This is a genomic window from Pseudomonas sp. GM_Psu_1 (genome assembly GCF_026544185.1).
Lineage (GTDB): Bacteria > Pseudomonadota > Gammaproteobacteria > Pseudomonadales > Pseudomonadaceae > Chryseomonas > Chryseomonas oryzihabitans.
The window spans coordinates 1-22,964 of the sequence record NZ_JALNUX010000004.1; the positions used below are offsets into that span (position 1 = coordinate 1).

Annotated in this window: 21 protein-coding genes and 1 other RNA gene; 11 read left to right on the plus strand and 11 right to left on the minus strand. The window is 68.1% G+C overall.

Annotation, left to right across the window (positions count from 1 at the left end; translation table 11 throughout):
* From pqqF to OXS31_RS07435, 8 genes are all read left to right on the plus strand, one after another.
* Window positions 1-2,321, plus strand: a 2,321-nt coding sequence (gene pqqF, locus OXS31_RS07400; protein WP_267398586.1) for a pyrroloquinoline quinone biosynthesis protein PqqF, incomplete at its 5' end; no start/stop codon positions are given.
* A 184-nt stretch (window positions 2,322-2,505) separates the two neighbouring features.
* On the plus strand, window positions 2,506-2,577 hold the full coding sequence (gene pqqA, locus OXS31_RS07405) for a pyrroloquinoline quinone precursor peptide PqqA (protein ID WP_003243383.1): 72 nt from the start codon (window positions 2,506-2,508) through the stop codon (window positions 2,575-2,577).
* A gap of 55 nt (window positions 2,578-2,632) precedes the next feature.
* A complete protein-coding gene (gene pqqB / locus OXS31_RS07410; RefSeq protein ID WP_027601037.1) occupies window positions 2,633-3,544 on the plus strand; it encodes a pyrroloquinoline quinone biosynthesis protein PqqB in 912 nt (303 codons plus the stop codon).
* Between the two features lie 5 nt (window positions 3,545-3,549).
* Complete coding sequence (gene pqqC / locus OXS31_RS07415; protein WP_027598782.1) at window positions 3,550-4,299, plus strand: pyrroloquinoline-quinone synthase PqqC; 750 nt, start codon at window positions 3,550-3,552, stop codon at window positions 4,297-4,299.
* Window positions 4,296-4,571, plus strand: a complete 276-nt coding sequence (pqqD, locus tag OXS31_RS07420; RefSeq protein ID WP_267398589.1) for a pyrroloquinoline quinone biosynthesis peptide chaperone PqqD — start codon at window positions 4,296-4,298, stop codon at window positions 4,569-4,571. Before pqqC ends, pqqD begins: the two co-directional genes overlap by 4 nt.
* Before the next feature lie 147 nt (window positions 4,572-4,718).
* Window positions 4,719-5,870, plus strand: coding sequence for a pyrroloquinoline quinone biosynthesis protein PqqE (pqqE, locus tag OXS31_RS07425; RefSeq protein ID WP_197851201.1), 1,152 nt, complete (start codon window positions 4,719-4,721; stop codon window positions 5,868-5,870).
* Window positions 5,871-6,033: 163 nt separating this feature from the next.
* Window positions 6,034-6,558, plus strand: coding sequence for a GNAT family N-acetyltransferase (locus tag OXS31_RS07430; RefSeq protein WP_108581439.1), 525 nt, complete (start codon window positions 6,034-6,036; stop codon window positions 6,556-6,558).
* A gap of 119 nt (window positions 6,559-6,677) precedes the next feature.
* Window positions 6,678-8,084, plus strand: coding sequence for an ATP-binding protein (locus OXS31_RS07435; RefSeq protein WP_267398591.1), 1,407 nt, complete (start codon window positions 6,678-6,680; stop codon window positions 8,082-8,084).
* Between the two features lie 968 nt (window positions 8,085-9,052).
* On the opposite strand, the gene pcaC is transcribed toward OXS31_RS07435, so the two are convergent.
* The 7 genes from pcaC to OXS31_RS07470 form a co-directional block, all read right to left on the minus strand.
* Window positions 9,053-9,448, minus strand: coding sequence for a 4-carboxymuconolactone decarboxylase (pcaC, locus tag OXS31_RS07440; protein ID WP_042137431.1), 396 nt, complete (start codon window positions 9,446-9,448; stop codon window positions 9,053-9,055).
* Between the two features lie 11 nt (window positions 9,449-9,459).
* A complete protein-coding gene (gene pcaD / locus OXS31_RS07445) occupies window positions 9,460-10,248 on the minus strand; it encodes a 3-oxoadipate enol-lactonase (RefSeq protein WP_267398592.1) in 789 nt (262 codons plus the stop codon).
* Window positions 10,249-10,264: 16 nt separating this feature from the next.
* Entirely contained in the window at window positions 10,265-11,623 is a 1,359-nt protein-coding gene (locus OXS31_RS07450) for a 3-carboxy-cis,cis-muconate cycloisomerase (protein ID WP_267398593.1), read from the minus strand.
* Between the two features lie 15 nt (window positions 11,624-11,638).
* Complete coding sequence (locus OXS31_RS07455) at window positions 11,639-12,931, minus strand: MFS family transporter (RefSeq protein WP_267398594.1); 1,293 nt, start codon at window positions 12,929-12,931, stop codon at window positions 11,639-11,641.
* A 225-nt stretch (window positions 12,932-13,156) separates the two neighbouring features.
* A complete protein-coding gene (gene pcaF / locus OXS31_RS07460; protein WP_267398595.1) occupies window positions 13,157-14,371 on the minus strand; it encodes a 3-oxoadipyl-CoA thiolase in 1,215 nt (404 codons plus the stop codon).
* Window positions 14,368-15,153, minus strand: coding sequence for a CoA-transferase subunit beta (locus OXS31_RS07465; RefSeq protein WP_027598791.1), 786 nt, complete (start codon window positions 15,151-15,153; stop codon window positions 14,368-14,370). The genes pcaF and OXS31_RS07465 overlap by 4 nt, the downstream gene beginning before the upstream one ends.
* 3 nt (window positions 15,154-15,156) lie before the next feature.
* Window positions 15,157-16,005, minus strand: coding sequence for a CoA transferase subunit A (locus OXS31_RS07470; RefSeq protein ID WP_027598792.1), 849 nt, complete (start codon window positions 16,003-16,005; stop codon window positions 15,157-15,159).
* Between the two features lie 207 nt (window positions 16,006-16,212).
* Between OXS31_RS07470 and OXS31_RS07475 the strand changes: the two genes are divergently transcribed.
* On the plus strand, window positions 16,213-16,434 hold the full coding sequence (locus OXS31_RS07475) for a VF530 family protein (protein WP_027598793.1): 222 nt from the start codon (window positions 16,213-16,215) through the stop codon (window positions 16,432-16,434).
* Window positions 16,435-16,536: 102 nt separating this feature from the next.
* Here the strand turns inward: OXS31_RS07475 and OXS31_RS07480 are convergent, their stop codons facing one another.
* A complete protein-coding gene (locus OXS31_RS07480; RefSeq protein WP_181084377.1) occupies window positions 16,537-17,484 on the minus strand; it encodes a class I SAM-dependent methyltransferase in 948 nt (315 codons plus the stop codon).
* Between the two features lie 230 nt (window positions 17,485-17,714).
* Between OXS31_RS07480 and OXS31_RS07485 the strand changes: the two genes are divergently transcribed.
* Window positions 17,715-19,868, plus strand: coding sequence for a TonB-dependent siderophore receptor (locus OXS31_RS07485; protein WP_267398598.1), 2,154 nt, complete (start codon window positions 17,715-17,717; stop codon window positions 19,866-19,868).
* A 61-nt stretch (window positions 19,869-19,929) separates the two neighbouring features.
* A non-coding RNA gene (locus tag OXS31_RS07490) (sX9 sRNA) lies at window positions 19,930-20,005 on the plus strand.
* Between the two features lie 19 nt (window positions 20,006-20,024).
* On the opposite strand, the gene OXS31_RS07495 is transcribed toward OXS31_RS07490, so the two are convergent.
* The 3 genes from OXS31_RS07495 to OXS31_RS07505 are packed head-to-tail and all read right to left on the minus strand — an operon-like array spanning window position 20,025 to window position 22,896.
* The gene (locus tag OXS31_RS07495) at window positions 20,025-20,822 is read right to left on the minus strand and encodes an ABC transporter ATP-binding protein (RefSeq protein WP_027598796.1); all 798 of its coding nucleotides are present in this window, start codon (window positions 20,820-20,822) and stop codon (window positions 20,025-20,027) included.
* Window positions 20,819-21,877: an iron ABC transporter permease gene (locus tag OXS31_RS07500; protein WP_027598797.1), complete on the minus strand. Its 1,059-nt coding sequence runs from the start codon at window positions 21,875-21,877 to the stop codon at window positions 20,819-20,821. Before OXS31_RS07500 ends, OXS31_RS07495 begins: the two co-directional genes overlap by 4 nt.
* Complete coding sequence (locus tag OXS31_RS07505) at window positions 21,874-22,896, minus strand: ABC transporter substrate-binding protein (protein WP_267398600.1); 1,023 nt, start codon at window positions 22,894-22,896, stop codon at window positions 21,874-21,876. Before OXS31_RS07505 ends, OXS31_RS07500 begins: the two co-directional genes overlap by 4 nt.
* Between the last annotated feature and the right edge of the window lie 68 nt (window positions 22,897-22,964).

Genomic DNA, 22,964 nt, shown 5'->3' on the forward strand with positions numbered 1-22,964 from the left:
ATCCCGAGCTGCCCCAGGCCGCCGCCCTGGTGCGCATCGGCGCCGGCAGTCACCAGGCGCCGCGGGCCTTTCCGGGGCTGGCGCACTTTCTCGAACACCTGTTCTTTCTCGGCAGCCGGCGCTATCCGGCGGCGGACGGCCTGATGCCGCTGGTGCAGCGCCTCGGCGGCGAACTCAACGCCAGCACCCGCGAGACCACCACCGACTTCTTTTTCGCCCTGGCTCCCGAGCACCTGGCCGCCGGACTCGCCCGGCTGCTGGACATGCTCGCCGCGCCCCTGCTGGCAGCCGACGCCCAGCGCCGCGAGCGCGAGGTGCTGCACGCCGAATTCATCGCCTGGTCGCGCAGCGCCGACACCCGCCGCGACCTGGCCCTGGCCGCCGGCCTGCCCGCCGACCATCCGGCCGCCGGCTTCCATGCCGGCAACCGTTACAGCCTGCCGCTGCAGAGCCCGGCCTTCCAGGCGGCCCTGCGCGACTTCCAGCGCCAGCACTACCGGGCCGACAATGCACTGCTGGTGCTGGCCGGGCCGCAACCGCTGGCCGAACTGGTCGACCTGGCCCGGGAACAGGGCGCCCTGCTGCCCCCTGGCCCGGCGCCCAGCGCCGTAGCGCCGCAAGCACTTCCGGCTGCAGGCGAACGCTGGCAGACCACCGCCACAACGCCCCCGACGCTGGCCGTGCAATTCGCCCTCGACGATCTGCCACCCGGCAGCTGGGAAGCGGCGGAGTTGCTGGAAACCCTGCTGCTCGGCGACCATCCCGGCGGCCTGCCCGCCCTCCTGCGCCAAGCGGGCCAGGCCGAACGACTGAGCCTCGCCTGGCCCTATCGCCAGGCCCGCCAGGGCCTGCTCCGGCTGGATCTCGTGCCCGGCCCCCAGGCCAGCCCGAGCCACCTGACCGGCATCCTGTGCCCCTGGCTGGACGCCCTGCGCCAGACGCCCCTCGCCGCACTGCAGCAGGGGCACGCCGAACGTATCCAGCGCCTCTGGGCGACCCTGCCCGCCCTGGGGCTGGCAAGGCGCCTGGGTGAGCGCCTCTGGCTGGATCGGCCAGGAGACGCCTGGCCACAACCGGCGCTCTCCCCGGCCGCCCAGGCCGCCTGGCCCCGGCTGCTCGCGCAACTGGTCCCCGAGCGCCTCAGCGGTTTCGCCGCCGGCCTGGCCGACTCCCCGTGCACAACAGCTCCCGCCGCCGTCCCCTTCGCCCTGCCTCCGATCAATCCTTTGCTCGCCGACCCCGTCACGCCGAGCGCCCCGACGAGGCAGTCCTGGCCGATCAGCCAGGCCCTTGCCCCCCAGCAGCGCGAAGGCCTGCTGTTTTTGCGCTGGCAATGGCCGGGACCGGCACCGGTCGCGCCCGATGTTCGGGTGCTGGGCGCGTTACCCCGGCTGGCCGCCGAGGCGGGCGTCAGCCTGCGCTGGAGTCCGCCCGGGGCACCCTGGGACTTGCGGCTGCAGGGCTGGGCCATGGCGCTGCCGGCGGTGCTGGAGCAGGCGCTCGGCCGCCTGACGAACGCGCTGGACCTTTCCCAGCCGCTCCCCGCAGCCTCGATCGAGCCCATGCTGATCCGCCAGTTGCTCAAGGTCCTGCCCGAGCGACTAAATGCGGTCATGCCGCTGACTAGCAATGAAGCAGACCCGCGCTGGCAGGCCCTGGCCTGTGGCCTGCCCGAGGCGGCGCAGGCGTCCCTGGCCGCCCTCACGCCGCCGCCTCGGCCCCAGGCCGGGCCGCTGGGCGAACCCCCGGGCTGCACCGGTCGCCACTGGCACCACGAACCCAGCGCCGATGCCCAGCAGGCGCTGCTGCTGTTCTGTCCGCAACCCGATGCGCGCCCCGCCACCGAAGCCGCCTGGCGGCTGCTGGCGGCGCGCCTGCAAGGACCGCTGTTCCAGCGCCTGCGCAGCGAGCGGCAACTGGGCTATGCGGTGTTTTCCGCCTATCGCCTGCTGGGCGATCACGGTGGCCTGCTGATCGGCGTGCAGTCGCCCCAGGCCCGGGCGGCGGAGATCCTCGCGGAAATCGAAGGCTGCCTGGCCGACAGCCGCAACGCGGTGCAGGCCGAGGCCACTACGCTGGCAGAAGACATCGGTCAGCTGGGGCGCGACTTCAGCCCCACCACCCCTCAGCGCGCCGCCCTGGCCGAGCGACTCTGGTGGGGCTTCCAGCGCAGCGGGGCGCTGGATCTCGCCCCCCTGCAGCAGGCCCTGGCCGCCCTGGACGCCGAAGCTCTGCAGCAGGCCTGGCAACAACTCACCGCCAGCGACGCGCCGCGCTTCGCCCTGGCCAATGCCCACGCGCCATCCGGCTGGATGTCATAGCTTTCAACACTTTCCCGGGAGCGTCGGCCGGCCTTGGCGGTCAATCTGTTGCAGGATCGGTAAGACAGTAATGTCCGCCGGACCGCCAGCGATTCGTCGCGGCAAAAACCCTTAGCTAGGTAACATTTGTTAGACTTGACGACCGGATCCTTCCGGCTTTCGCAGTCAAAAGAGGAGACCTCCCATGTGGACCAAGCCTGCTTACACTGACCTGCGCATCGGCTTCGAAGTCACCATGTACTTCGCCAACCGTTGATGCGCCCCACGCCCCGGTTCGCCGGGGCGTACTTTTTCCAGGTTTAGCCTTTCCCATGCATATCCAGATTCTCGGCTCCGCCGCCGGCGGTGGCTTTCCCCAGTGGAACTGCAATTGCGTCAATTGCGACGGCTTCCGCAAGGGCACCCTCAGGGCCCAGGCCCGTACCCAGTCTTCCATCGCCCTGTCCGACGACGGGGTGAACTGGATCCTGTGCAACGCCTCGCCCGACATCCGCGCCCAGCTGGCCGGCTTCGCCCCGCTGCAACCGGCGCGGGCCCTGCGTGACACCGGCATCCGCGCCATCGTCCTGCTGGACAGCCAGATCGACCACACCACCGGCCTGCTCAGCCTGCGCGAAGGCTGCCCCCACGAGGTCTGGTGCACCGAGATGGTCCACCAGGACCTCACCACCGGCTTTCCGCTGTTCAACATGCTCGAACACTGGAACGGCGGGCTCAGCTGGCAGCCCATCGCCCTGAGCGGCAGCTTCACCATCCCGGCCTGTCCGAATCTGGAATTCACGCCCTTCCCGCTGCGCAGCGCCGCGCCGCCCTATTCGCCCCATCGCCACGATCCGCACCCGGGCGACAACCTGGGGCTGCTGGTCCACGACCGACGCACCGGCGGCAAGCTGTTCTATGCCCCGGGACTGGGCCAGCCGGACGCCGCCCTGCTGGAGCTGATGGGCCAGGCCGATTGCCTGCTGGTGGACGGCACGCTCTGGACCGACGACGAGATGCAGCGTCGCGGCGTGGGCACCCGGACCGGCACCGAGATGGGCCACCTGCCGCAGAGCGGCCCCGGCGGCATGCTGGAGGTGCTGGCCGGCTTCGAGCGCCAGCGCAAGGTGCTGATCCACATCAACAACACCAATCCGATCCTGGACGAAGACTCCCCCGAGCGCGCCATCGTCGCGCGCCAGGGCGTGGAAGTCGCCTGGGACGGCATGTCCATCGAGTTGTGAACGCCATGCCCGACGCCCTTACGCCCGCCGAATTCGAAGCCGCCCTGCGCGCCAAGGGCGACCTCTACCACATCCACCACCCCTATCACGTGGCCATGTACCAGGGCCGCGCCAGCCGCGAGCAGATCCAGGGCTGGGTGGCCAACCGCTTCTACTACCAGGTCAACATCCCGCTCAAGGACGCCGCCATCCTGGCCAACTGCCCGGATCGCGAGATCCGTCGCGAATGGGTGCAGCGCATCCTCGATCACGACGGCGAGCCCGGCAGCGAAGGTGGCATCGAGGCCTGGCTGCGCCTGGCCGAGGCCACCGGCCTGGACCGCGAGCAGGTGCTCTCCCAGGAACTGGTGCTGCCCGGGGTGCGCTTCGCGGTGGACGCCTACGTCAACTTCGCCCGTCGCGCCTCCTGGCAGGAAGCCGCCAGCAGCTCCCTGACCGAACTGTTCGCGCCGCAGATCCACCAGTCGCGCCTGGACGCCTGGCCGACCCACTATCCCTGGATCGATCCGGCCGGCTACGAATACTTCCGCACCCGCCTGGGCCAGGCCCGGCGCGACGTCGAGCACGGCCTGCAGATCACCCTGCAGCACTACACCACCTGGGAATCCCAGCAGCGCATGCTGGAGATCCTGCAGTTCAAGCTGGACATCCTCTGGACCATGCTCGACGCCATGAGCATGGCCTACGAACTGCACCGCCCGCCCTATCACAGCGTCACCGCCGAGCGCCGCTGGCACCGAGGAATCGACCTATGAGCTTCGACCGCACCCAGGTGCCGCGCTGGCGCCCCGGCTATCGCTTCCAGTTCGAGCCGGCGCAGGACGCCCATGTGCTGCTCTATCCCGAGGGCATGATCAAGCTCAACGACAGCGCCGCCGCCATCGGCGAGCTGATCGACGGCCAGCGTGACGTGGCCGCCATCATCGCCGTCCTCGACGAACGCTTCCCCGGCGTGCCCGAGCTGGGCGCCGACGTCGAACAATTCATGGAGGTCGCTCGTGCAGAGCACTGGCTCCTGCTCGGCTAAGCCTTATTCGAGAAGTCGCCGAGCGAAGGTTAGGCAAGGCAGAAACCCGCGAGGAAGCGGAGTTTACAAATGGTAAATGAGCATTCCGAGCGGGTTTCTAACGCTGCATCACCGAGCGCAGGCACTTCTCAATTGCCTGGAGTGCCCATGCAACTCCCGCAGCCACCGGCGATAGGCAAGCACAACGTCGGCCTGCCGCTGTGGCTGCTGGCCGAGGTCACCTATCGCTGTCCGCTGCAGTGCCCCTATTGCTCCAATCCCCTGGACTTCGCCGCCCAGGGTCGTGAGCTGACCACCGAACAGTGGTTCAAGGTGATGGCCGAGGCGCGGGAGATGGGCGCCGCCCAGATCGGCTTTTCCGGCGGCGAACCCCTGGTGCGCCAGGACCTCGCCGAACTGATCCGCGAGGCGCGCCGGCTGGGCTACTACACCAACCTCATCACCTCCGGCATCGGCCTCACCGAGGCGCGCATCGCCGAATTCAAGGAAGCCGGCCTGGACCATATCCAGATCAGCTTCCAGGCCAGCGACGAACAGGTGAACAACCTGCTGGCCGGCTCTAGGAAGGCCTTCGCCCAGAAGCTGGCCATGGCCAAGGCGGTCAAGGCCCATGGCTATCCGATGGTGCTCAACTTCGTCACCCACAGGCACAACATCGATCGCATCGACCAGATCATCGACCTCTGCCTGGCCCTGGAAGCCGACTTCGTCGAACTCGCCACCTGCCAGTTCTACGGCTGGGCCGAGCGCAATCGCGCCGGTCTCCTGCCGACCAGGGCCCAACTGGAGCGCGCCGAAGGCATCACCAATGACTACCGCGCGCGCCTCAAGGCCGAGAACCACCCCTGCAAGCTGATCTTCGTCACCCCGGACTACTACGAAGAGCGCCCCAAGGCCTGCATGGACGGCTGGGGCAAGCTGTTCCTCACCATCACGCCGGACGGTACCGCCCTGCCCTGCCACGGCGCCCGGCAGATGCCCATCGCCTTCCCCAACGTGAAGGAGCAGGACCTCAGGCACATCTGGTACGACTCCTTCGGCTTCAACGTCTACCGCGGCTACGACTGGATGCCCGAGCCCTGCCGCTCCTGCGACGAGAAGGAAAAGGACTACGGCGGCTGCCGCTGCCAGGCCTTCATGCTCACCGGCGATGCCCGCAACGCCGACCCGGTCTGCGCCAAGTCCCCGCACCACGACCTCATCCTCGCCGCCCGCCAGGAAGCCGAGACCGCGACCCAGCGGATCGAAGATCTGCACTTCAGGAACGAGCGTAATTCGCGGCTGATCGCCAAGGCCTAGGGCCGGCGGCGGCGCCAGGCACGCCAAGGTCGCCGCTGGAATCCAGGTCCCCGCGCCAAGGCGCAGGCTAGCGACGGGACTCACCACCCACGGCTCCGAGGCGTTTGCCTCCCGGCCGGGCAGTGACCATACTGCCCGGCCGGACCTTTTCCCCCGCCTCGTCATGCCTTCGATACGCCCGCTGCGCCCCGCCGACCTCCCGGCCGTCCTCGCCATCCAGGCGGCCAACTACCCCGCCGACCTGCTCGAAGACCACGCCTTCTACGCCAATCGCCTGGAGCTCGCCCCGGAACACTGCTGGGCGGCCCTGGACGCCGAGGCGCGGCTGCAGGGCTATCTGATCGCCTATCCCTGGGACGACGGCCTGCCACCGGTGCTGGGCGCCCGCCTGGAGCAGCTGCCGGGCGCGGCCTCGACCTGGTTCCTGCACGACTGCGCCGTGCACCCCGCCGCCCAGGGCCAGGGCGTGGCCGGGCGGCTCTATCGCCACGCGAAGGGCCAGGCCCGACGCGCCCGCCTGCGCCAGGGGCGACTGGTGTCGCTGTCCAACGCCATCGGCTACTGGCAGCGCCATCACTATCACCCGGTTCCGGCCGACGCCGCGCTCGAGGCCAAGCTGGCCGGCTATGGCGCCGGCGCCTGCCTGATGCAGCGCACCCTCGATACCCCGGACAGCGACCTCGCGTAAAACCTGCAAATCTAAATGCAAGTATTTCGCTTTCGCCTTAACATGGCCTAGCCCAGGAGGGCCTCCGCTGCCCGGCGCTCTGGCGCGGGTATCTTGATCGCCGCTACAAGGAATCCCTGATGAACATCGCTCCAGCGTCTTCGGCCAAGGGCCGGCGCGTCTTTTCCGTCACCCTGCTGGCCGCCCTGCTGGCGCTGGGTGGGCAAGCCGCCCAGGCGCGCTCCAGCTTCGAAGCCCCCGATCCGGACTACCACGGCGAGATCAAGGCCAGTCCCGTCAGCGGCACCGCCATCCTGGCCGGCAGCGAGGTCGCGCTGGACGGCCGCGGCTTCACCCCCGGTCAGCAGATCACCCTGTCGCGCGGTGGCGTGGCGCTCAACCCCGACGCCGCCTACGTGGCCGACGCCCAGGGCAACTTCAAGGCGACCATCCGCATCCCCGAAGACGCCGCCCCCGGCCAGCATCCCATCGTCATCAGCACCGCCCAGCCCTCGGGCGCCGCGGTCTTTCCGCTCAAGGTCTCGCCGGTGGTGCCGCTGTCCGGCGCCGAGGCCTACAGCCTCACCGCGGTCAAACTGGTCCCCGGCCTCTACCAGGTGGACAGCAGCGCCAAGACCGGCGCCCTCTTCGTCACCTCGGCCGTGGGCCGCCCGCCGGTCAAGGTCTCGCAGCTGCTCAAGCTCGATCCCAAGGACCTGTCCATCCAGCGCCAGATCACCCCGGCCGCCGCCCAGGGCGAGGACGCCGGTGTCTACGCCGTCTACGGCGTGGGCGTGGACGATCGCAACGGCACCGTCTGGACCACCAATACCCGGCAGAACACCGTGGCGGTCTATCGCCAGAGCGACCTGGGCCTGGTCAAGCAATTCGAACCCGGCCTCGTGCCCCATGCCCACACCGTGGTGGTCGACGAGAAACTCGACCGCGCCTTCGCCTCGGCGGCCATGACCCCGGACATCGTCAGCTTCGACGCCAAGACCCCGGCCGTGCGCAAGCACATCGCCATCGAATCGGGCGTGCGCGGCGAGCGGTTCGCCGTGGTCGGCATGCACCTGGACCTGGCGGTGCACAAGCTCTACGCCGTCAGCCTCAAGACCAACGAAGCCGCGGTGATCGACGCCAAGACCGAGCAGGTCGAGAAGGTCTTCCCGATCCAGGGCGCCAAGACCCCCATGGGCGTGGCCCACGATCCCCAGACCGATCGCCTGTTCATCACCGCGCAGGGCAGCGACAACCTGCTGATCGTCGACGCCAAGACCGGCAAGACCCTGCACAACGTCACCACCGGTGCCGGGGCGCTGAACGTGGCCTTCGACCCGGTCAAGCGCCTGGCCTACGTGACCAACCGCGGCGCCGGCACCCTGACCGTGGTCGACCCGGACGGCACCATCAAGGCCAACCTGGAACTGGGCACCTACCCCAACCACGCGGTGGTGGATGGCAAAGGCGTGGTCTACGCGGTCAACAAGGCCAAGGGGCAGGATGATGCCGAGGGGGATCGGATCACGCGGGTGATGGCGAAGTAACAAGCTCCGGGCTGATGGCCGCTTGCGTAGGAGCGGTCCACGACCGCGATAAGGCGTAAATCCACGCTTGCATTGGCCGTTAGCGAAGCCTGACAAGACAGAGCTGATAGGGGTGCCGGTTTCGTTGGTTGGGCTGAGCGAAGCGAAGCCCAACACAGCTGAGTTTGGCCGGGATGCCTTGGCTTACCGGTGCCCTAGCTGCTTATCAAGCTTTGCTGATACCTCTTGTTTCGCCCACCCGGGCGACTCACTTTTTTCAAGCGCGAAAAAAGTAAGCAAAAACGCTGTCCCCACGTTTCGGCCCTTCGGGTCCCCTCGCTCCGGCGCCGCTCCAGGGGTACGGCACGAAGGGGCCTCCTGCCCCTCGCGCCTTGCTCGGCGTCCTGCCTCGCATCCCCCTCCGCGACACCTGCACTCGGCCTCACTGACGGGGACGGGGCGCTAGCCTGGGAGTTCGTGTTTTCAGGGAGAACCCATAGCGATTCGTAGCGTGGAAAACCGCGCAGCGTTTTCCACTTAGGGAGTAACGCTTAACACGTGGACAAGGCTGCGCCGTTGTCCACCCTACCGGTTTGCACCCAAGGCATCAGGCGCGTGAATCGCCCCGTTCAGCAGGGCGAACGCCAGCGTCGTGGAGTGGGTCGAGCCGCAGGGATGCGGCGAGAGGTCCAGTGGGCCAGGGACGGCCCATCTGGACCGACCCCGGAACGGCGCTGGCGTGAGCGGACCTGGAGCGAAGCGGAAGGCCGTATGGTCGGGGCAAGCGTTTTTGCTTACTTTTTTGGCGACTGAAAAAAGTGAGTCGCCCGGGTGGGCGAAACCAAAACCATCAAAGCACTCGATAACAAGCCAAGGCACCCAATGCCCCACACCGTTGGGCTTCGCTAACCTACGTCCGCCCCAAACAACGACGCCCGCCAAATCCAACCCGGCGGGCATCATCCAAACAGGGGCCAAAGGGGGGAAACTCACCCCTCCAGCGACTCCACCCCCAACTCATCCCACACCGTCTCCGCCAGATGGAAGGTGGCATTGGCCGCCGGGATGCCGCAGTAGATGGCGCTCTGCATGATCAGCTCCTTGATCTCCTCCCGCGTCACCCCGTTGCTGCGGGCGGCGCGCAGGTGCAGGCGCAATTCGCCTTCGCGATTCATGCCGATCAGCATGGCGATGGTGATCAGGCTGCGGGTGTGCCGCGGCAGACCCGGGCGGGTCCAGATATCGCCCCAGGCGTGGCGGGTAATCATCTCCTGGAATTCTTCGTTGAAGGGGGTCAGCTTTTCCAGGCTGCGATCGACGTGGGCGTCGCCCAGCACCGCGCGGCGGACCTGCATGCCGGCTTCGTAACGTTCTCTTTCGTCCAAGATCGACTCCTTCAGGCGCTGAGAAAGGCCAGCACGCGCTGGGTAAAGGCAGCGCCCATCTGCACGTTGGACAGGTGGGCCGCGGGAAACTCGACGTACTCGGCGCCGGGGATGCGTTCCTGCAGGAAGCGCCCGTCGGCCGGGGTGGTCACGGCGTCGTGGGTGCCGGCGACGATCAGCGTCGGGGCGCGGACGGCGTCCAGCACCTCGCGGAAGTCGGCGTCGCGCACCGCCGCGCAGTTGGCCGCGTAGCCCTGGGGCGAGGTGCCGGCGAGCATGGCGACGATGCGGTCGACCTTATCCGGCTCGGCGCTGGCGAAATCGGGGGTGAACCAGCGGCCGATGGAGGCGTCGCGCAGGTCGCGCATGGCCTGCTCACCACCAGCTTCCACGGTCTGGATGCGGGTATTCCACACTTCGGGGGTGCCGATCTTGGCGCCGGTGTTGCACAGCACCAGACGGGTGACCCGCTCGGGGGCGTTGATGCCCAGCCACTGGCCGATGGAGCCACCCATGGACAGGCCACAGAAGGCGAAGCGGTCGATACCCAGGGCGTCGGCCAGGGCCAGGACGTCACGGCCGTTCTGATCCATGCGATAGGGGCCGGGCGTCACCAGGGAGGCGCCGTGACCACGGGTGTCGTAGCGCAGCAGGCGAAAGCGCTCGCTGAAGGCGGCGGCCTGGTCGTCCCACATGGCCAGGTTGGTGCCCAGGGAATTGGACAGGATCAGCACGGGGGCGCCCTCGGGGCCCTCCAGCCGGTAGTTCAGGTCGCCATCGGCGAGACGTACGCTGGGCATCAGGCAGTCCTCTGGTTTAGGAATGGGTAGGCAGGGTGCGATGTTCGGCCAGGGCGCGGGCCACCCAGGCCCGGGCCTGGCCCTGGTAATGGGCGGGGTCCAGCAGGCGATCCAGCTCGGCGCTGGAGAGTTCGGCGGTGACCTCGGGGGTATCGCCGAGCACCAGCCGCAGATGGCGACCCTCCTGGACGGCGCGCTTGCAGCTCTGCTCCACCAGGTGGTGAGCGGCCTCGCGCCCCAGGCGTCCGGCCAGGGCGATGCTCACCGCCTCGGCCAGCACCAGGCCGTGGGTCAATTCCAGATTGGCCTGCATCCGCGCCGCATCGACCTCCAGCCCGGCGACGATGGACTGCGCCTGCTGCAGGGCACCGGAGACCAGGCAGAACAGCTCCGGCAGGGTTTCCCACTCGGCGTGCCAGAGTCCCAGGCTGCGCTCGTGCTCCTGGGGCATGGCGGAAAACAGGGTGCTGACCAGACCCGGCGCGCGGGTGGCGGCGGCGATCAGCACCGCCGCGCCCACCGGATTGCGTTTGTGCGGCATGGTGGACGATCCCCCCTTGCCCGGCGCCGAGGGTTCGAAGACCTCGGCGGCCTCGGTCTGCATCAGCAGCGACAGATCGCGCCCCAGCTTGCCCAGGCTGCCCGCCACCAGGCCCAGCCAGGCGCCGACCTCGACCAGGCGATCGCGCTGGGTGTGCCAGGGCTGCTCCGGCAGGCTCAGCCCCAGCTCGCGGGCCAGGGCCTCGGCCACCGGCAGGGCGTCAGCGCCCAGGGCGGCCAGGCTGCCCGAGGCGCCGCCGAATTGCAGCACCAGCACCCTTGGCCGCAGTTCGGCCAGGCGCTGGCGGTGACGGCTGATGGCGCCCAGCACCCCGGCCAGTTTCATGCCCAGGGTCACGGGCGTTGCGTGTTGCAGCCAGGTGCGGCCGGCCAGCACGGTACCGGCATGGCGCTCGGCCTGGCTGGCCAGGGCCTCGGCCAGTTGCGCCAGGTCGGCATCCAGCAGGTCCAGCGCCTGGCGGATCTGCAGGACCAGGCCACTGTCCATGGCGTCCTGGCTGGTGGCGCCGCGGTGCACATGGCGCTCGGCCTCGGGGGCCTGGGCGGCGATCTGCCGGCCCAGGGCCTTGACCAGGGGAATGGCCGAGTTACCGGCGCTGACCACGGCGCGGGCCAGCTCGGCGGCATCGTACCGCTCGGCACGGCAGGCGGCGGCGATGGGCGCCACCGCCGTCTCCGGGATCACCCCCACCGCGGCCTCGGCGCGCGCCAGGGCCGCTTCGAAGTCCAGCATGCCCTGCAGTCGGCCGTGGTCACAGAACACCGCGCGCATGGCGGCGCTGGTGAAGTAGGCGTCGAACAGCAGATTGGACATGGGGACTCCTCGGGCTCAATGATCGTGATGCAGGTAGGCGGCCTGCCGCGGCAGCCGCAGGCTGACCAGGAAGGCCACCACCAGCATCACCGAGACGTAGATGTAGAACACCTCTTCATGCCCCTGGGTCTTGAAGCTCAGGGCGACGAATTCCGCCGAGCCGCCAAAGACCGCGTTGGCCACCGCATAGGACAGGCCCACGCCCAGGGCGCGCACTTCCGGCGGGAACATCTCCGCCTTCACCAGGCCGCTGATGGAGGTGTAGAGGCTGATGATGGCCATGGCCAGACAGATCAGCAGGAAGGCCACGAAGGGACTCTGGACGCTGGCCAGCGCCGTGAGGATCGGCCAGGTGCAGACCGCGCCCAGGCCGCCGAACAGCAGCATGGAGGCGCGCCGGCCGATGCGGTCGGAGAGCATGCCGAACAGCGGCTGCATGAGCATGAACACCAGCAGGGCGCAGGTCATCACGGCGCTGGCGGTCTTGGCGTCCATGCCGCTGGTGTTGACCAGGTACTTCTGCATGTAGGTGGTGAAGGTATAGAAGATCAGCGAGCCGCCGGCGGTGTAGCCGAGCACGGTGAAGAACGCCGCCTTGTGGTGCTTGAACAGGCCGCTCAAGGTACCGGCTTCCTTGTTGGCGCGGGTCTCGGCGGTGGTGGTCTCTTCCAGCGAACGACGCAGGAACAGCGAGATGACCGCGGCGGCGGCGCCGACCAGGAAGGGAATCCGCCAGCCCCAGGCGCGCAGCTCTTCGTCGCTGAGCACCTGCTGCAGGATCACCACCACCAGCACCGCGAGCAACTGGCCGCCGATCAGGGTGACGTACTGGAAGGAAGCGAAGAAGCCGCGCTGGCCGCGCAGCGCCACCTCGCTCATGTAGGTGGCGGTGGTGCCGTATTCACCGCCCACCGAGATGCCCTGCAGCAGTCGCGCGAGCAGCAGCAGGGCCGGCGCCGCGACGCCGATGCTGGCATAGGTGGGCAGGCAGGCGATGGCCAGGGAGCCGGCGCCCATCATCAGGATGGAGATGACCATGGAGGTGCGCCGCCCGTACTTGTCGGCGATGCGCCCGAAGATCCAGCCGCCCAGGGGCCGCATGAGAAAGCCCGCGGCGAAGACGCCGGCGGTGCTCAGCAGCTGCACGGTGGGATCGCTCTTCGGGAAGAAGGCGGCGGCGAAGTAGATGGAGCAGAAGGCGTAGACGTAGAAGTCGAACCATTCCACCAGGTTGCCGGACGAGGCGCCGACGATGGCGAAGATGCGCTTCTTGCGCTCCTCGAAGCTGTAATGCGGGTGAGTGCTCATGGAGATCCTTAATTATAGGTATGGATGGACGGAGGACAGCCTACCGCCATCGGACCAGGAGAGACACACGCGGTTACAGGAGGTGTGGGCATGGGGATGGGTGAGATTTAGGACATTTGCTGAGCAATGGCTCTACGATCAGCTCTGGCCATCGCGGCCATGGGCCGCTCCTACAGGGTCATGCTCTTGTAGGAGCGGCCCATGGCCGCGATTAACCTAGGAACCTCAGGCTCCGTCCACCCGCTCCACCGCCAGCGCCAACCCCTGGCCGACGCCCACGCACATGGTGGCGAGACCCAGGCGGCCGCCGGTCCTCTGCAGGTGGTGCACCGCGGTGAGCACCAGGCGGTTGCCGCTCATGCCCAGGGGATGACCCAGGGCGATGGCGCCGCCGTTGGGATTGACCTTGGGACTGTCGTCGGCCACGCCCAGCTCGCGCAGCACGGCCAGGCCCTGGGCAGCGAAGGCTTCGTTGAGTTCGATGACGTCGAAGGCCTCGATGGTCAGGTCCAGTTGCTTGAGCAGCTTGCGCACCGCCGGCGTTGGGCCGACGCCCATGATGCGCGGCGCTACCCCGCCACTGGCCATGCCCAGCACCTTGGCCCGCGGCGTCAGGCCGTGCTTTTTGACGGCCTCCGCCGAGGCCAGGATGATGGCCGAGGCGCCGTCGTTGAGGCCCGAGGCGTTGCCGGCGGTCACGGTCTGGTCCGGGCCGTTGACCGGCTTCAATTTGGCCAGGCCTTCGGCGGTGGTGTCCGCACGCGGATGCTCGTCGCGCTCCACCACCACGTCACCCTTCTTGCCCTTGATCGTCACCGGGACGATTTCCTCGGCGTAATAACCGGATTCCTGGGCCGCCGCGGCGCGCTGCTGGCTGCGCAGGCCGAAGGCGTCCTGGTCGGCGCGGCTGACGCCATAGTCGGCGGCTACGTTGTCGCCGGTGACCGGCATACTGTCGACGCCATAGGCCTCTTTCATTGCCGGATTGACGAAGCGCCAGCCCAGGGTGGTGTCTTCCAACTTCTGGCCACGGCCGAAGGCGCTGTCGGCCTTGCCCATCACATAGGGCGCGCGGGTCATGGATTCCACCCCGGCGGCGATCACCAGCTCCATCTCGCCCAGGGCGATGGCGCGGTAGGCCTGGCCCACCGCTTCCATGCCCGAGGCGCAGAGGCGATTCAGGGTCACGCCGGGTACGGTTTCCGGCAGTCCCGACAGCAGCACCGCCATGCGTGCCACGTTGCGATTGTCTTCACCGGCCTGGTTGGCGCAGCCCATGAACACCTCGTCCACGGCCGTCCAGTCCACCTGGGGATTGCGTTCCTGCAACGCCTTGAGCGGAATGGCCGCCAGGTCATCGGCACGCACGGCGGACAGCCCGCCGTTGAGCCGGCCAATGGGGGTGCGGACGGCGTCGCAGATATAGACGGGGCGACTCATTCCTCGCCTCCCTTCTGGCCGCCGTGGGCCGCCGTGGTGCGGGCCTGCAGATCGCGCAGGGCCTCGAGTTCGGTGGCGGTCGGCGCCTCGGTGGTGGCGACCTGATCGGCGAAGCGGAGGGCCCAGCCGGTGGCGGCCACCACCTGCTCGCGAGTCACCCCGGGATGCAGGGCGGTCACCACGAATTCGTTCGTGCCGGCTTCCGGTTCCATGATGCAGAGGTCGGTGATGATGGCGGTCGGGCCCTTGCCCGGCAGGCCCAGCTGCTGGCGGTGATCGCCGCCCTCGCCGAAGCCCACCGAGGTGATGAAGGCCAGCTTGTCGACGAAGCTGCGGTGCGACTGCTTGAGGATGATCAGCACCTCCTTGGCCGAACCGGCGATCTCCGGCGCGCCGCCGGCGCCCGGCAGGCGTACCTTGGGCTGGTGGTAGTCACCGATCACCGTGGTGTTGATGTTGCCGAAGCGGTCGACCTGGGCGGCGCCGAGGAAGCCGACGTCGATGCGCCCGCCCTGCAGCCAGTAGCGGAAGATCTCGCCGGTGGGCACCACGGTGTCGGCGGTCTCGGCCAGTTCGCCGTCGCCGATGGACAGCGGCAGCACCGACGGCTTGGCGCCGATGGGGCCGGATTCGTAGATCAGCACCACGTCCGGCGCATGGGTCAGGCGTGCCAGGTTCGCCGCGGTGGACGGCAAGCCGATGCCGACAAAGCAGACGCTGCCATTGCCGAGGCGGCGCGCGGCGGCCACGGTCATCATTTCATTGGTGGTGAAGTCGCTCATGGTTCAGGCCTCCGCAGCCAGCTTCGCCTGGAAGGCGGCGAAGTCCGCGGTACCGCGGATGTAGGTGTCGATCCACTGGGTGAAGGTGTCGCGATCGCGGGCGATCGGATCCCAGGCCTGGTAGAAGCGGTTGTCGCGCTCGTAGTAGCCGTGGGCATAGGACGGATGCGCCCCGCCCGGCACCACGCAGACGGCGCTGAGCGCCCAGGTCGGCAGCACGCAGGCGTTCATCGGTGCCTGGAGGTCGTCGACGATCTCCTCCACGGTGACGATGCAGCGCTGGGCGGCCAGGGCCGCTTCCTTCTGCACGCCGAGGATGCCCTGGATCAGCACGTTGCCCTGGCGGTCGGCCTTCTGCGCATGGATGACGGTGACGTCCGGGCGCACGCTGGGCACAGCAGCCAGTTTTTCGCCAGTGAAGGGGCAGGCGATGAACTTGATGTCCGGATTGACCTTGGCCAGGTCCGAGCCCTGGTAGCCGCGCAGGACGGCGAACGGCAGGTTGGAGGCACCGGCGACATAGGCATTGGCCAGGGCCGCGTGGCTGTGCTCGGAAATCTCCAGCGGGTGCGGCCAGCCCTTTTCCACCGCATCGCGCAGCCGGTGCAGGGAGCCGACACCGGGGTTGCCACCCCAGGAAAAGATCAGCCGCTTGGCGCAGCCGGCACCGATCAGCAGGTCGTAGACCAGGTCGGGGGTCATGCGCACCAGGGTCAGGTCGCGCCGATTCTGGCGGATCAGCTCGTGGGCGGCGGCGGTCGGAATGAGATGGGTGAAGCCTTCGAGGGCGACGGTCTCGCCATCGTGGACGAAGCGCTGGATGGCTTCGCTCAGGGACAGGATCTGGGCCATGGATTGTCGACTCGCGTCTTTGTTGTCGGCGCCGCCCGGTGCGGCGGTCTGGGGTCAGACTACAAAGCCCCATCGACGCAAACAATCCGATAATCGACTAACAGTTCGATTATCGAACAGCATCGTTCCGCAGGCGGGCGACCGCTTCGCTGCGCAGAGCGACGTCGCAACGGCTACACTGCCCTGCCCTTACCCAGAGCCCTGCCGATGTCCGACAAGCCCCGCGCCTCCCTGGAAGGGATCACCCTCGAAGCCCTGCTCACCCGCCTGGTGGAGCATCACGGCTGGGAAGAACTCGGGCGGCGCATCCCGCTGCGCTGCTTCACCCATGAGCCCTCCATCAAGTCCAGCCTGACCTTCCTGCGCCGCACGCCCTGGGCACGGGAAAAGGTCGAACAGCTCTATCGGCGCTTGCCCAAGCAGGGTTGAGCCTGGCCCGGTATAGGTTGGGTTGAGACGGCTCTATCGTCGAAGCCCAACGAGCCAGAGCCGAACCCGGGCACCATTGGGGTTCGCTGCGCTCAATCCAAACTACGACGCCTGTTCCTGCCGGAACACCAGCACCTTGAGTCCGCCCTCGGGATCCTCGTCGGCGAATTCCGGTGGATTGGCCAGGCGCTCGACGAAGGCCAGTCCGGGGGCTTCCTGGGCCATGCCAGCGATGAGGAAATCCGCGCCCACGCCGGGGTCGTTGACGCAGGCCAGCACCCGGCCGCCGGGGGTGAGCAGTTCGGGCAGGCGGCGCAGGATGCGGGCGTAGTCCTTGGTCAGGGCGAAGCTGCCCTGCTGGAAGCTGGGCGGATCGACGATCACCAGGTCATAGGGCCCCAGCTTGCGTACCTTGCCCCAGGACTTGAACAGTTCGTGACCGAGAAAGCTGACCTTGCCCAGGTCATGGCCATTGAGCCGGTGATTCTCGCGGCCGCGGGTCAGGGGCCCGCGGGCCATATCCAGATTGACCACCTGGGCCGCGCCGCCGGCCAGGGCGGCCACCGAGAAGCCGCAGGTGTAGGCGAACAGATTGAGGATGCGCAGGCCGGCGGCCTGCTCGCGCACCCAGCGGCGGCCCAGGCGCATGTCGAGGAACAGCCCCATGTTCTGGTGGCGGGTAAGGTCCAGGCCGAACTTCAGGCCGTCCTCGTGGATGACGTGCTCCCCCACCGGCGCGCCGATCAGCGCCTCGCTGGCGGCGTCCAGGCGATAGCGATGCTGTAAGAGCAGGCTGCGGGCACCGCTGGCCATCCACACCGGGGTCTCGCCCAGGGCGGTCAGAGTAGCGCGCAGGGCCTCCAGCTCGGCCGCGGGCAATTCGCGAAACAACCCCACCCGCACCACGCCTTCCAGCCAGTCCACGGTGAGTTGCTCCAGCCCCGGCAGCAGCCGGCCACGTCCATGCACCAGTCGGCGTGCCTCGGCGGGCGGCGAAGCGAGGGCGGTAAGCAGGAGCTCGGAGAGGCGGGCAAGGGTGGCGGTATTCATGGGCGGTCACGACGGCAAAGGAGCGGCATGCTACGGCAAAAGCGTCGGCCCCGCCTCCCGCAGCGAGTCCGGTAGACGTCTGCCGGCGCCTCGGCGCGGACACCCGGGCCGGACGTCGCCAGCGAACCGACCAGCCCGATGAAAATATGTCTCAGGCGGTAACGACTCGCAGTTGTATCCAGTTTGTAACCCGCTCTAGAATCCGCCTCCCCAACCCCAGGACGATAACAATGCGCCGGCTGGTCCCTGCTCTCTATCTGCTGCCCCTCTGTGCCCTCCCCCTCGCCGGTCATGCCCAGGAGCAGACGGAAGACTCGCCCCAGGCGCTGTCCGATCTCACCATCGTCGGCGCGGCCGAATCGCCCACCGGTCCGGTACAGGGCTACAAGGCAGAACGTTCCAGCAGTGCGACCCGTACCGACACCCCGCTGCACGAGACGCCCCAGTCGGTGAGCGTGGTCTCCCGCGAGGCCCTCGACGACCTCTCCGCCACCCGCCTGCAGCAGGCGCTGGACCAGGCCGGCGGCGTCGGCCGTGGCAACAACTTCGGCGGTCAGGGCCTGACCAGCTACACGGTGCGCGGCTTCACCAGCTCCGAATATTTCCGCAACGGCTTCCCCATGAATCGCGGCTATCCCAGCGCGCCGGATGCCGCCACCCTGGAGCGGGTCGAGGTCCTGCGCGGCCCGGCGGCGACCCTCTATGGCCGCAGCGATCCGGGCGGCACCTTCAACGTGGTCACCAAGCAGCCGCTGGGCGAGCGCAAGACCACCCTCGGCAGCCAGTTCACCGACCAGGGCCTACGGCGCGGCACCCTGGACACCACCGGCCCGGTGGATGAAGACGGCCGCCTGGCCTATCGCCTCAACCTGATCGCCGAAGGCGGCGACAGCTTCCGCGACGATGTCGAGCACGAGCGCTACGAAGTGGCCCCGGTGCTGAGCTGGCAGGCCACCGACGCCACCCTCATCACCTTCGAGGCCGACATCATCCGCAGCAACGCCCCGCTGGATCGCGGCCGCACCAATTACCTGACCCAGCGCGCCGAGGCCAGTCGCTCCACCAATGCCTGGGAAAAGGGCACCACCAACCTGCTGCACAGCGACAGCGAGGCCTATCAGCTGCGCTTCGAGCACCAGTTGAACGACGCCTGGACCCTGGCCGGCGGCTTCCAGTACCTCGACGGCAGCCTCAAGGGCAATGCCGTGGAAGCCAATGGCGTGCAGGCCGACGGCGTGACCCTCGGCCGCAACTTCAACTACCGCAAGCTGGAATGGAGCGATCGCGACCTGCAGCTGAACCTGACCGGTCGCTTCGACACCTTTGGCCTCGGCCACACCCTGATCACCGGGATCGAGGTGGAAGACTATGACTACCGCTCCATCATCCAGCGCTCCCCCGGCGGCGCCAACGTCTATCCGGTCAATCTGGTCGATCCGGTCCTGGGTCAGCCGCGCCCCGCCCTGACCCGCGTTGCCACCCACGACCATGAGACGCTCAAGACCTGGGCCGCCTTCGTGCAGGACCAGATCGCCCTCACCGAGCGCCTCAAGGTGCTGGGTGGCGTGCGCCTGGAGCGCTTCGAGCATGACTACGATAACAAGATGCCACCCCAGGTCCTCGCTAACGGACGGATTGTCACCGGTGACTGGAGCAAGGACTCGAACGCCGTCACCCCGCGCCTGGGCGTCAGTTATGACCTCACCCCGGAACTGGCCCTCTACGCCAGCGCCTCCAAGTCGTTCAAGCCCAACACCGGCGCGGCGTTCCAAGGTGGGGGTTTCGATCCCGAAGAAGGCAAGGCCTACGAAGTGGGCATGAAGTGGGCGGCGCTGGACGGCCGCCTCAGCGTCGACACGGCGATCTTCCATACGGTCAAGGAAAACGTCCTGACCCCGGATCCGGTCGAACCCACCTTCAACGTCGCTACCGGCGAGGTACGCAGCCGCGGCTTCGAAGTCAACGTGACTGGCGACCTGACGCCCAACTGGCGCATCCTCGGGGGCTACGCCTTCACCGACGCCGAGGTCACCAAGGACAACACCCTGGCCCGCGGCACGCGCCTGACCAACATTCCGCGCAATGCCGTCAACCTGCTCAACGTCTACGAATTCCATGACGGCGTGCTGCGCGGCCTGGGGCTGGGCGCCAACCTCAAGTACGTGGGCGAACGCGAAGGCCAGAAGACCGCTCTCAGCGACTACACGATGGACAGCTACACGGTCACCGACCTGCTGAGCTTCTACAAGGTCGACGAGCACCTGCGGCTGAACCTGGACGTGCGCAACGTCTTCAACAAGGGCTACGACGAGAGCTCCTGGAACGCCTACAGCTATCCGGGCGAGCCGCGTACGGTGCAGGCCGGTTTCACCTACACCTTCTAAAAGCACCCAACAAAACTACTGCGCGTCCGCCAGGCGGGCGCGTGCAGTGCTCGGAGTCCTCATGTACTGCTTGTACACTGCGGCTCCTGCGCGCCGCGCGCACCCGCCTGACAGCCGCTCGCTACGTTTTGTTAGCCGCTTTATGGCTCTCTAGAGTCAGGCCTCGCTGAAGGCCTGACCGGTCAGCGGCTGCACCACCGGGCGACCCTGGCGGTCGTGGAGGATGTCCACCGCCACGCCGTAGGTGGCTTCCAGCAGGTCGGCGGTGACGATGGCGGCGGGTCGGCCGGCGGCCAGCAGGCCACCGTTGACCAGCACCAGCAGCGAATCGGCGTATTGGCAGGCCAGGTTGAGGTCGTGCAGCACCACCACGGTCACCCGCTGGTGCAGGCGGGTTTCGTGGCGCACGCGATCGAGCAGGTTGATCTGGTGCCGCAGATCCAGGGCGCTGACCGGTTCGTCCAGCAGCATCACCTCGGGTTCGCGCATCAGCACCTGGGCAAAGAACACCAGTTGCCGCTGACCGCCACTCAGGGCACCCAGCTGGCGCGAGGCCAGATGGCCGATGCCCACCTCGTCGAGCTTGCCCAGCGCCCGTTCCAGCAGCTCATCGTCCAGATGCAGGGTCAGCCGTTCCAGGCTGCCCATGGCCACCGTCTCCAGCACCGACAGCGCCGCCTCGGCATGGGAATCCTGGGGCATGTAGGCCACGCCCTGGCGCCAGCCGTCCCGCTGACCACGCAGCGAAGCCCCCGCCACCAGCCGCCTGGCGCCGCGCTCGATCCGGCCGGCCGCCAGCGGCAGGTCACCGGCCAGGGCGCGCAGCAGGGTGGTCTTGCCGGTACCGTTGGGGCCGAGGATCACATGCACCTGCCCCGCGTGCAGCTCGGTGCAGAGTCCGGAGATGACGGTACGATCACCGCGCTTCAGCGCGAGGTCCTGGAGGCGGATCATGGGCTGGACCTGCGGGGGGCGAAGATGAGCCAGAGCAGAAAGGGCACCCCGACGATGGCGGTGACGATGCCCACCGGAAACAGCGCCCCGGGCAGGATCGACTTGGACAGCACCGAGGCGAAGGACAGCATCAGGGCGCCGCAGATCGCCGACAGTGGCAGCAGGAAGCGCTGGTCCTCGCCCACCTGCCAGCGGGCGATATGGGGCGCGACCAGGCCGACGAAGCCGATCACCCCGACGAAGCTGGTGGCCGTGGCGGTCATCACCGCCACCAGGATCAGCACCTTGAGGCGCAGCCGGCGGATATTTACGCCGAGGCTCTCGGCCCGTGCCTCGCCCAGCCGCAGGGCAGCCAGCTTCCAGGCATCGCGCAGGAGCAGGAGGCAGCACAGCAGGGTCACCCCGGCGACGATGGCCAGGGTGGTCCAGGTGGCGCGACCGAGGCTGCCGAACAGCCAGAAGAGGATCTGCTGCGACAGCTCCGGCGAGGAGAGGAATTGCACCAGCGACAGCAGCGACTGGAAGAGGAACAGCAGGGCGATGCCGCCGAGGATGATGGTGTCGCTGCCGGTGCGCTTGAGCGAGGCCAGGGCGAAGAGAAACAGCGCCGCCAGCATGGCGAAGGCGAAGGCGCCCAGCGGCACCCCGATCAGCGCGCCCAGGCCGAAGCTGCCCAGCGCCAGGCTGAGGGCGGCGCCACAACCGGCGGCGGCGGCCATGCCCAGGGTGTAGGGGCTGGCCATGGGGTTGTTGAGCAGCGTCTGCATCTGCGCCCCGCCCGCGCCGAGGGCCGCGCCCACCGCCAGCGCCATCAGCGCCACCGGCAGGCGCAGGTCGCGGACGATGGCGTCGGTCATCGGCTGCCGCTCGCCGAGCCCGGTCAGCGACTTGAGCACTTCCAGCGGCGAGAGCAGCGACGGCCCGGTGGCGATGTCCAGCACCAGACCCGCCAGGGTCAGCAGCAGAAACACCCCGCAGGCGCGCCAGCGGCGGCGCTCGCGGGCGCGTTGCTCGGCGATGGCGTTGCCGTGGCTGGCGTTCGCGGCCTCGCTCATGGCGTCAGGCCTATGGCAAAGGTGCCCTCGGGCTGGATCGGCATGTAGCGGCGGTAGTACTCGCGGTAGTTGGCCATGGGATCCACGTCCTGGAACAGATCCGGATAGAGCTGCTTGGCGATGAATTGCAGCATGGCGAAGTCTTCCAGGCTGCGCGAGGCGCCCTGGTAGACGCCATAGAGGCGCCCGTCGCGGATCGCCGGCAGATTGGCCCAGCCCGGTCGCTGCATGAAGGCGCGCAGGTGGCTGCGGGCGTCGTCGGCAGAGACCCCGGGGCCCATGGGCAAGGCGGAGGGATTGCTGTTGTCCTCACGCCCGGAGATGAAGATGACCTCCGGCTGGGCCAGGAGCACCTGCTCCGGATTCATCACCCCCCACCACTGGATGAAGGGCGCGGCGATGTTGTCGCCGCCGGCCAGGGTAACCATGGCGCCCCACATGTTGCGGCCATAGGTGAAGGAGTATTCGGCCGGGCCCTTGTTGCCGAACTCGGCATAGACCCGTGGTTTCGGGCGATGAGCCGCCGCGATGCGGGTCTGGATGTCCTGCACCACCTTGGCGTAGAAGTCGGCCAGTTCGTTGGCGCGCGCCTCCTGGCCAGTGATCACCCCGAGCAGGCGGGTGGAGGCCAGGTGGCGCTCCAGGGTCTGGGCGTTGTAGTCGATCGCCACCACCGGGATGCCGAGCTGTTCCAGGCGCTTGACCTCGCTGTCCAGCGCCTGGAATTGCCAGGCGGCCAGGACCACCAGATCCGGCTTGAGGGCGAGCACCTTTTCCACGGAGAAGCTGTTGTTTTCCGTCTCGCCCACATCGGGAAGGCTGGCCAGGGAAGGTCGGTGGGCGACGTTGAGCGCCCAGTTGGCCGGCACCTTGCGCTCCCAGGCGCCACGGGAGACACCGACCACGGCGTCGAAGGCCTGCTCGCCACCGACCGCCAGGTAGTCGCCATAGTGGAAGCCCAGCACCACCCGCTTGGCCGGCGCCTCGATGGTCACCGTGCGCCCGAGGACGTCGGTCACCTGGCGCGTCTCGGCGAAGGCCGGCGCAATCAGAAAGCAAGCGATAAGCGTTACCAGCCGGACAGCCC

Bases quoted from the DNA above. Each gene is read 5' to 3' on its own strand.
- pqqB (WP_027601037.1), top strand. From the start codon at position 2,633: ATGCATATCCAGATTCTCGGCTCCGCCGCCGGCGGTGGCTTTCCCCAG.
- pqqC (WP_027598782.1), top strand. From the start codon at position 3,550: ATGCCCGACGCCCTTACGCCCGCCGAATTCGAAGCCGCCCTGCGCGCC.
- pqqD (WP_267398589.1), top strand. From the start codon at position 4,296: ATGAGCTTCGACCGCACCCAGGTGCCGCGCTGGCGCCCCGGCTATCGC.
- pqqE (WP_197851201.1), top strand. From the start codon at position 4,719: ATGCAACTCCCGCAGCCACCGGCGATAGGCAAGCACAACGTCGGCCTG.
- OXS31_RS07430 (WP_108581439.1), top strand. From the start codon at position 6,034: ATGCCTTCGATACGCCCGCTGCGCCCCGCCGACCTCCCGGCCGTCCTC.
- OXS31_RS07435 (WP_267398591.1), top strand. From the start codon at position 6,678: ATGAACATCGCTCCAGCGTCTTCGGCCAAGGGCCGGCGCGTCTTTTCC.
- pcaD (WP_267398592.1), bottom strand. From the start codon at position 10,248: ATGCCCAGCGTACGTCTCGCCGATGGCGACCTGAACTACCGGCTGGAG.
- OXS31_RS07450 (WP_267398593.1), bottom strand. From the start codon at position 11,623: ATGTCCAATCTGCTGTTCGACGCCTACTTCACCAGCGCCGCCATGCGC.
- OXS31_RS07455 (WP_267398594.1), bottom strand. From the start codon at position 12,931: ATGAGCACTCACCCGCATTACAGCTTCGAGGAGCGCAAGAAGCGCATC.
- pcaF (WP_267398595.1), bottom strand. From the start codon at position 14,371: ATGAGTCGCCCCGTCTATATCTGCGACGCCGTCCGCACCCCCATTGGC.
- OXS31_RS07465 (WP_027598791.1), bottom strand. From the start codon at position 15,153: ATGAGCGACTTCACCACCAATGAAATGATGACCGTGGCCGCCGCGCGC.
- OXS31_RS07470 (WP_027598792.1), bottom strand. From the start codon at position 16,005: ATGGCCCAGATCCTGTCCCTGAGCGAAGCCATCCAGCGCTTCGTCCAC.
- OXS31_RS07475 (WP_027598793.1), top strand. From the start codon at position 16,213: ATGTCCGACAAGCCCCGCGCCTCCCTGGAAGGGATCACCCTCGAAGCC.
- OXS31_RS07480 (WP_181084377.1), bottom strand. From the start codon at position 17,484: ATGAATACCGCCACCCTTGCCCGCCTCTCCGAGCTCCTGCTTACCGCC.
- OXS31_RS07485 (WP_267398598.1), top strand. From the start codon at position 17,715: ATGCGCCGGCTGGTCCCTGCTCTCTATCTGCTGCCCCTCTGTGCCCTC.
- OXS31_RS07495 (WP_027598796.1), bottom strand. From the start codon at position 20,822: ATGATCCGCCTCCAGGACCTCGCGCTGAAGCGCGGTGATCGTACCGTC.
- OXS31_RS07500 (WP_027598797.1), bottom strand. From the start codon at position 21,877: ATGAGCGAGGCCGCGAACGCCAGCCACGGCAACGCCATCGCCGAGCAA.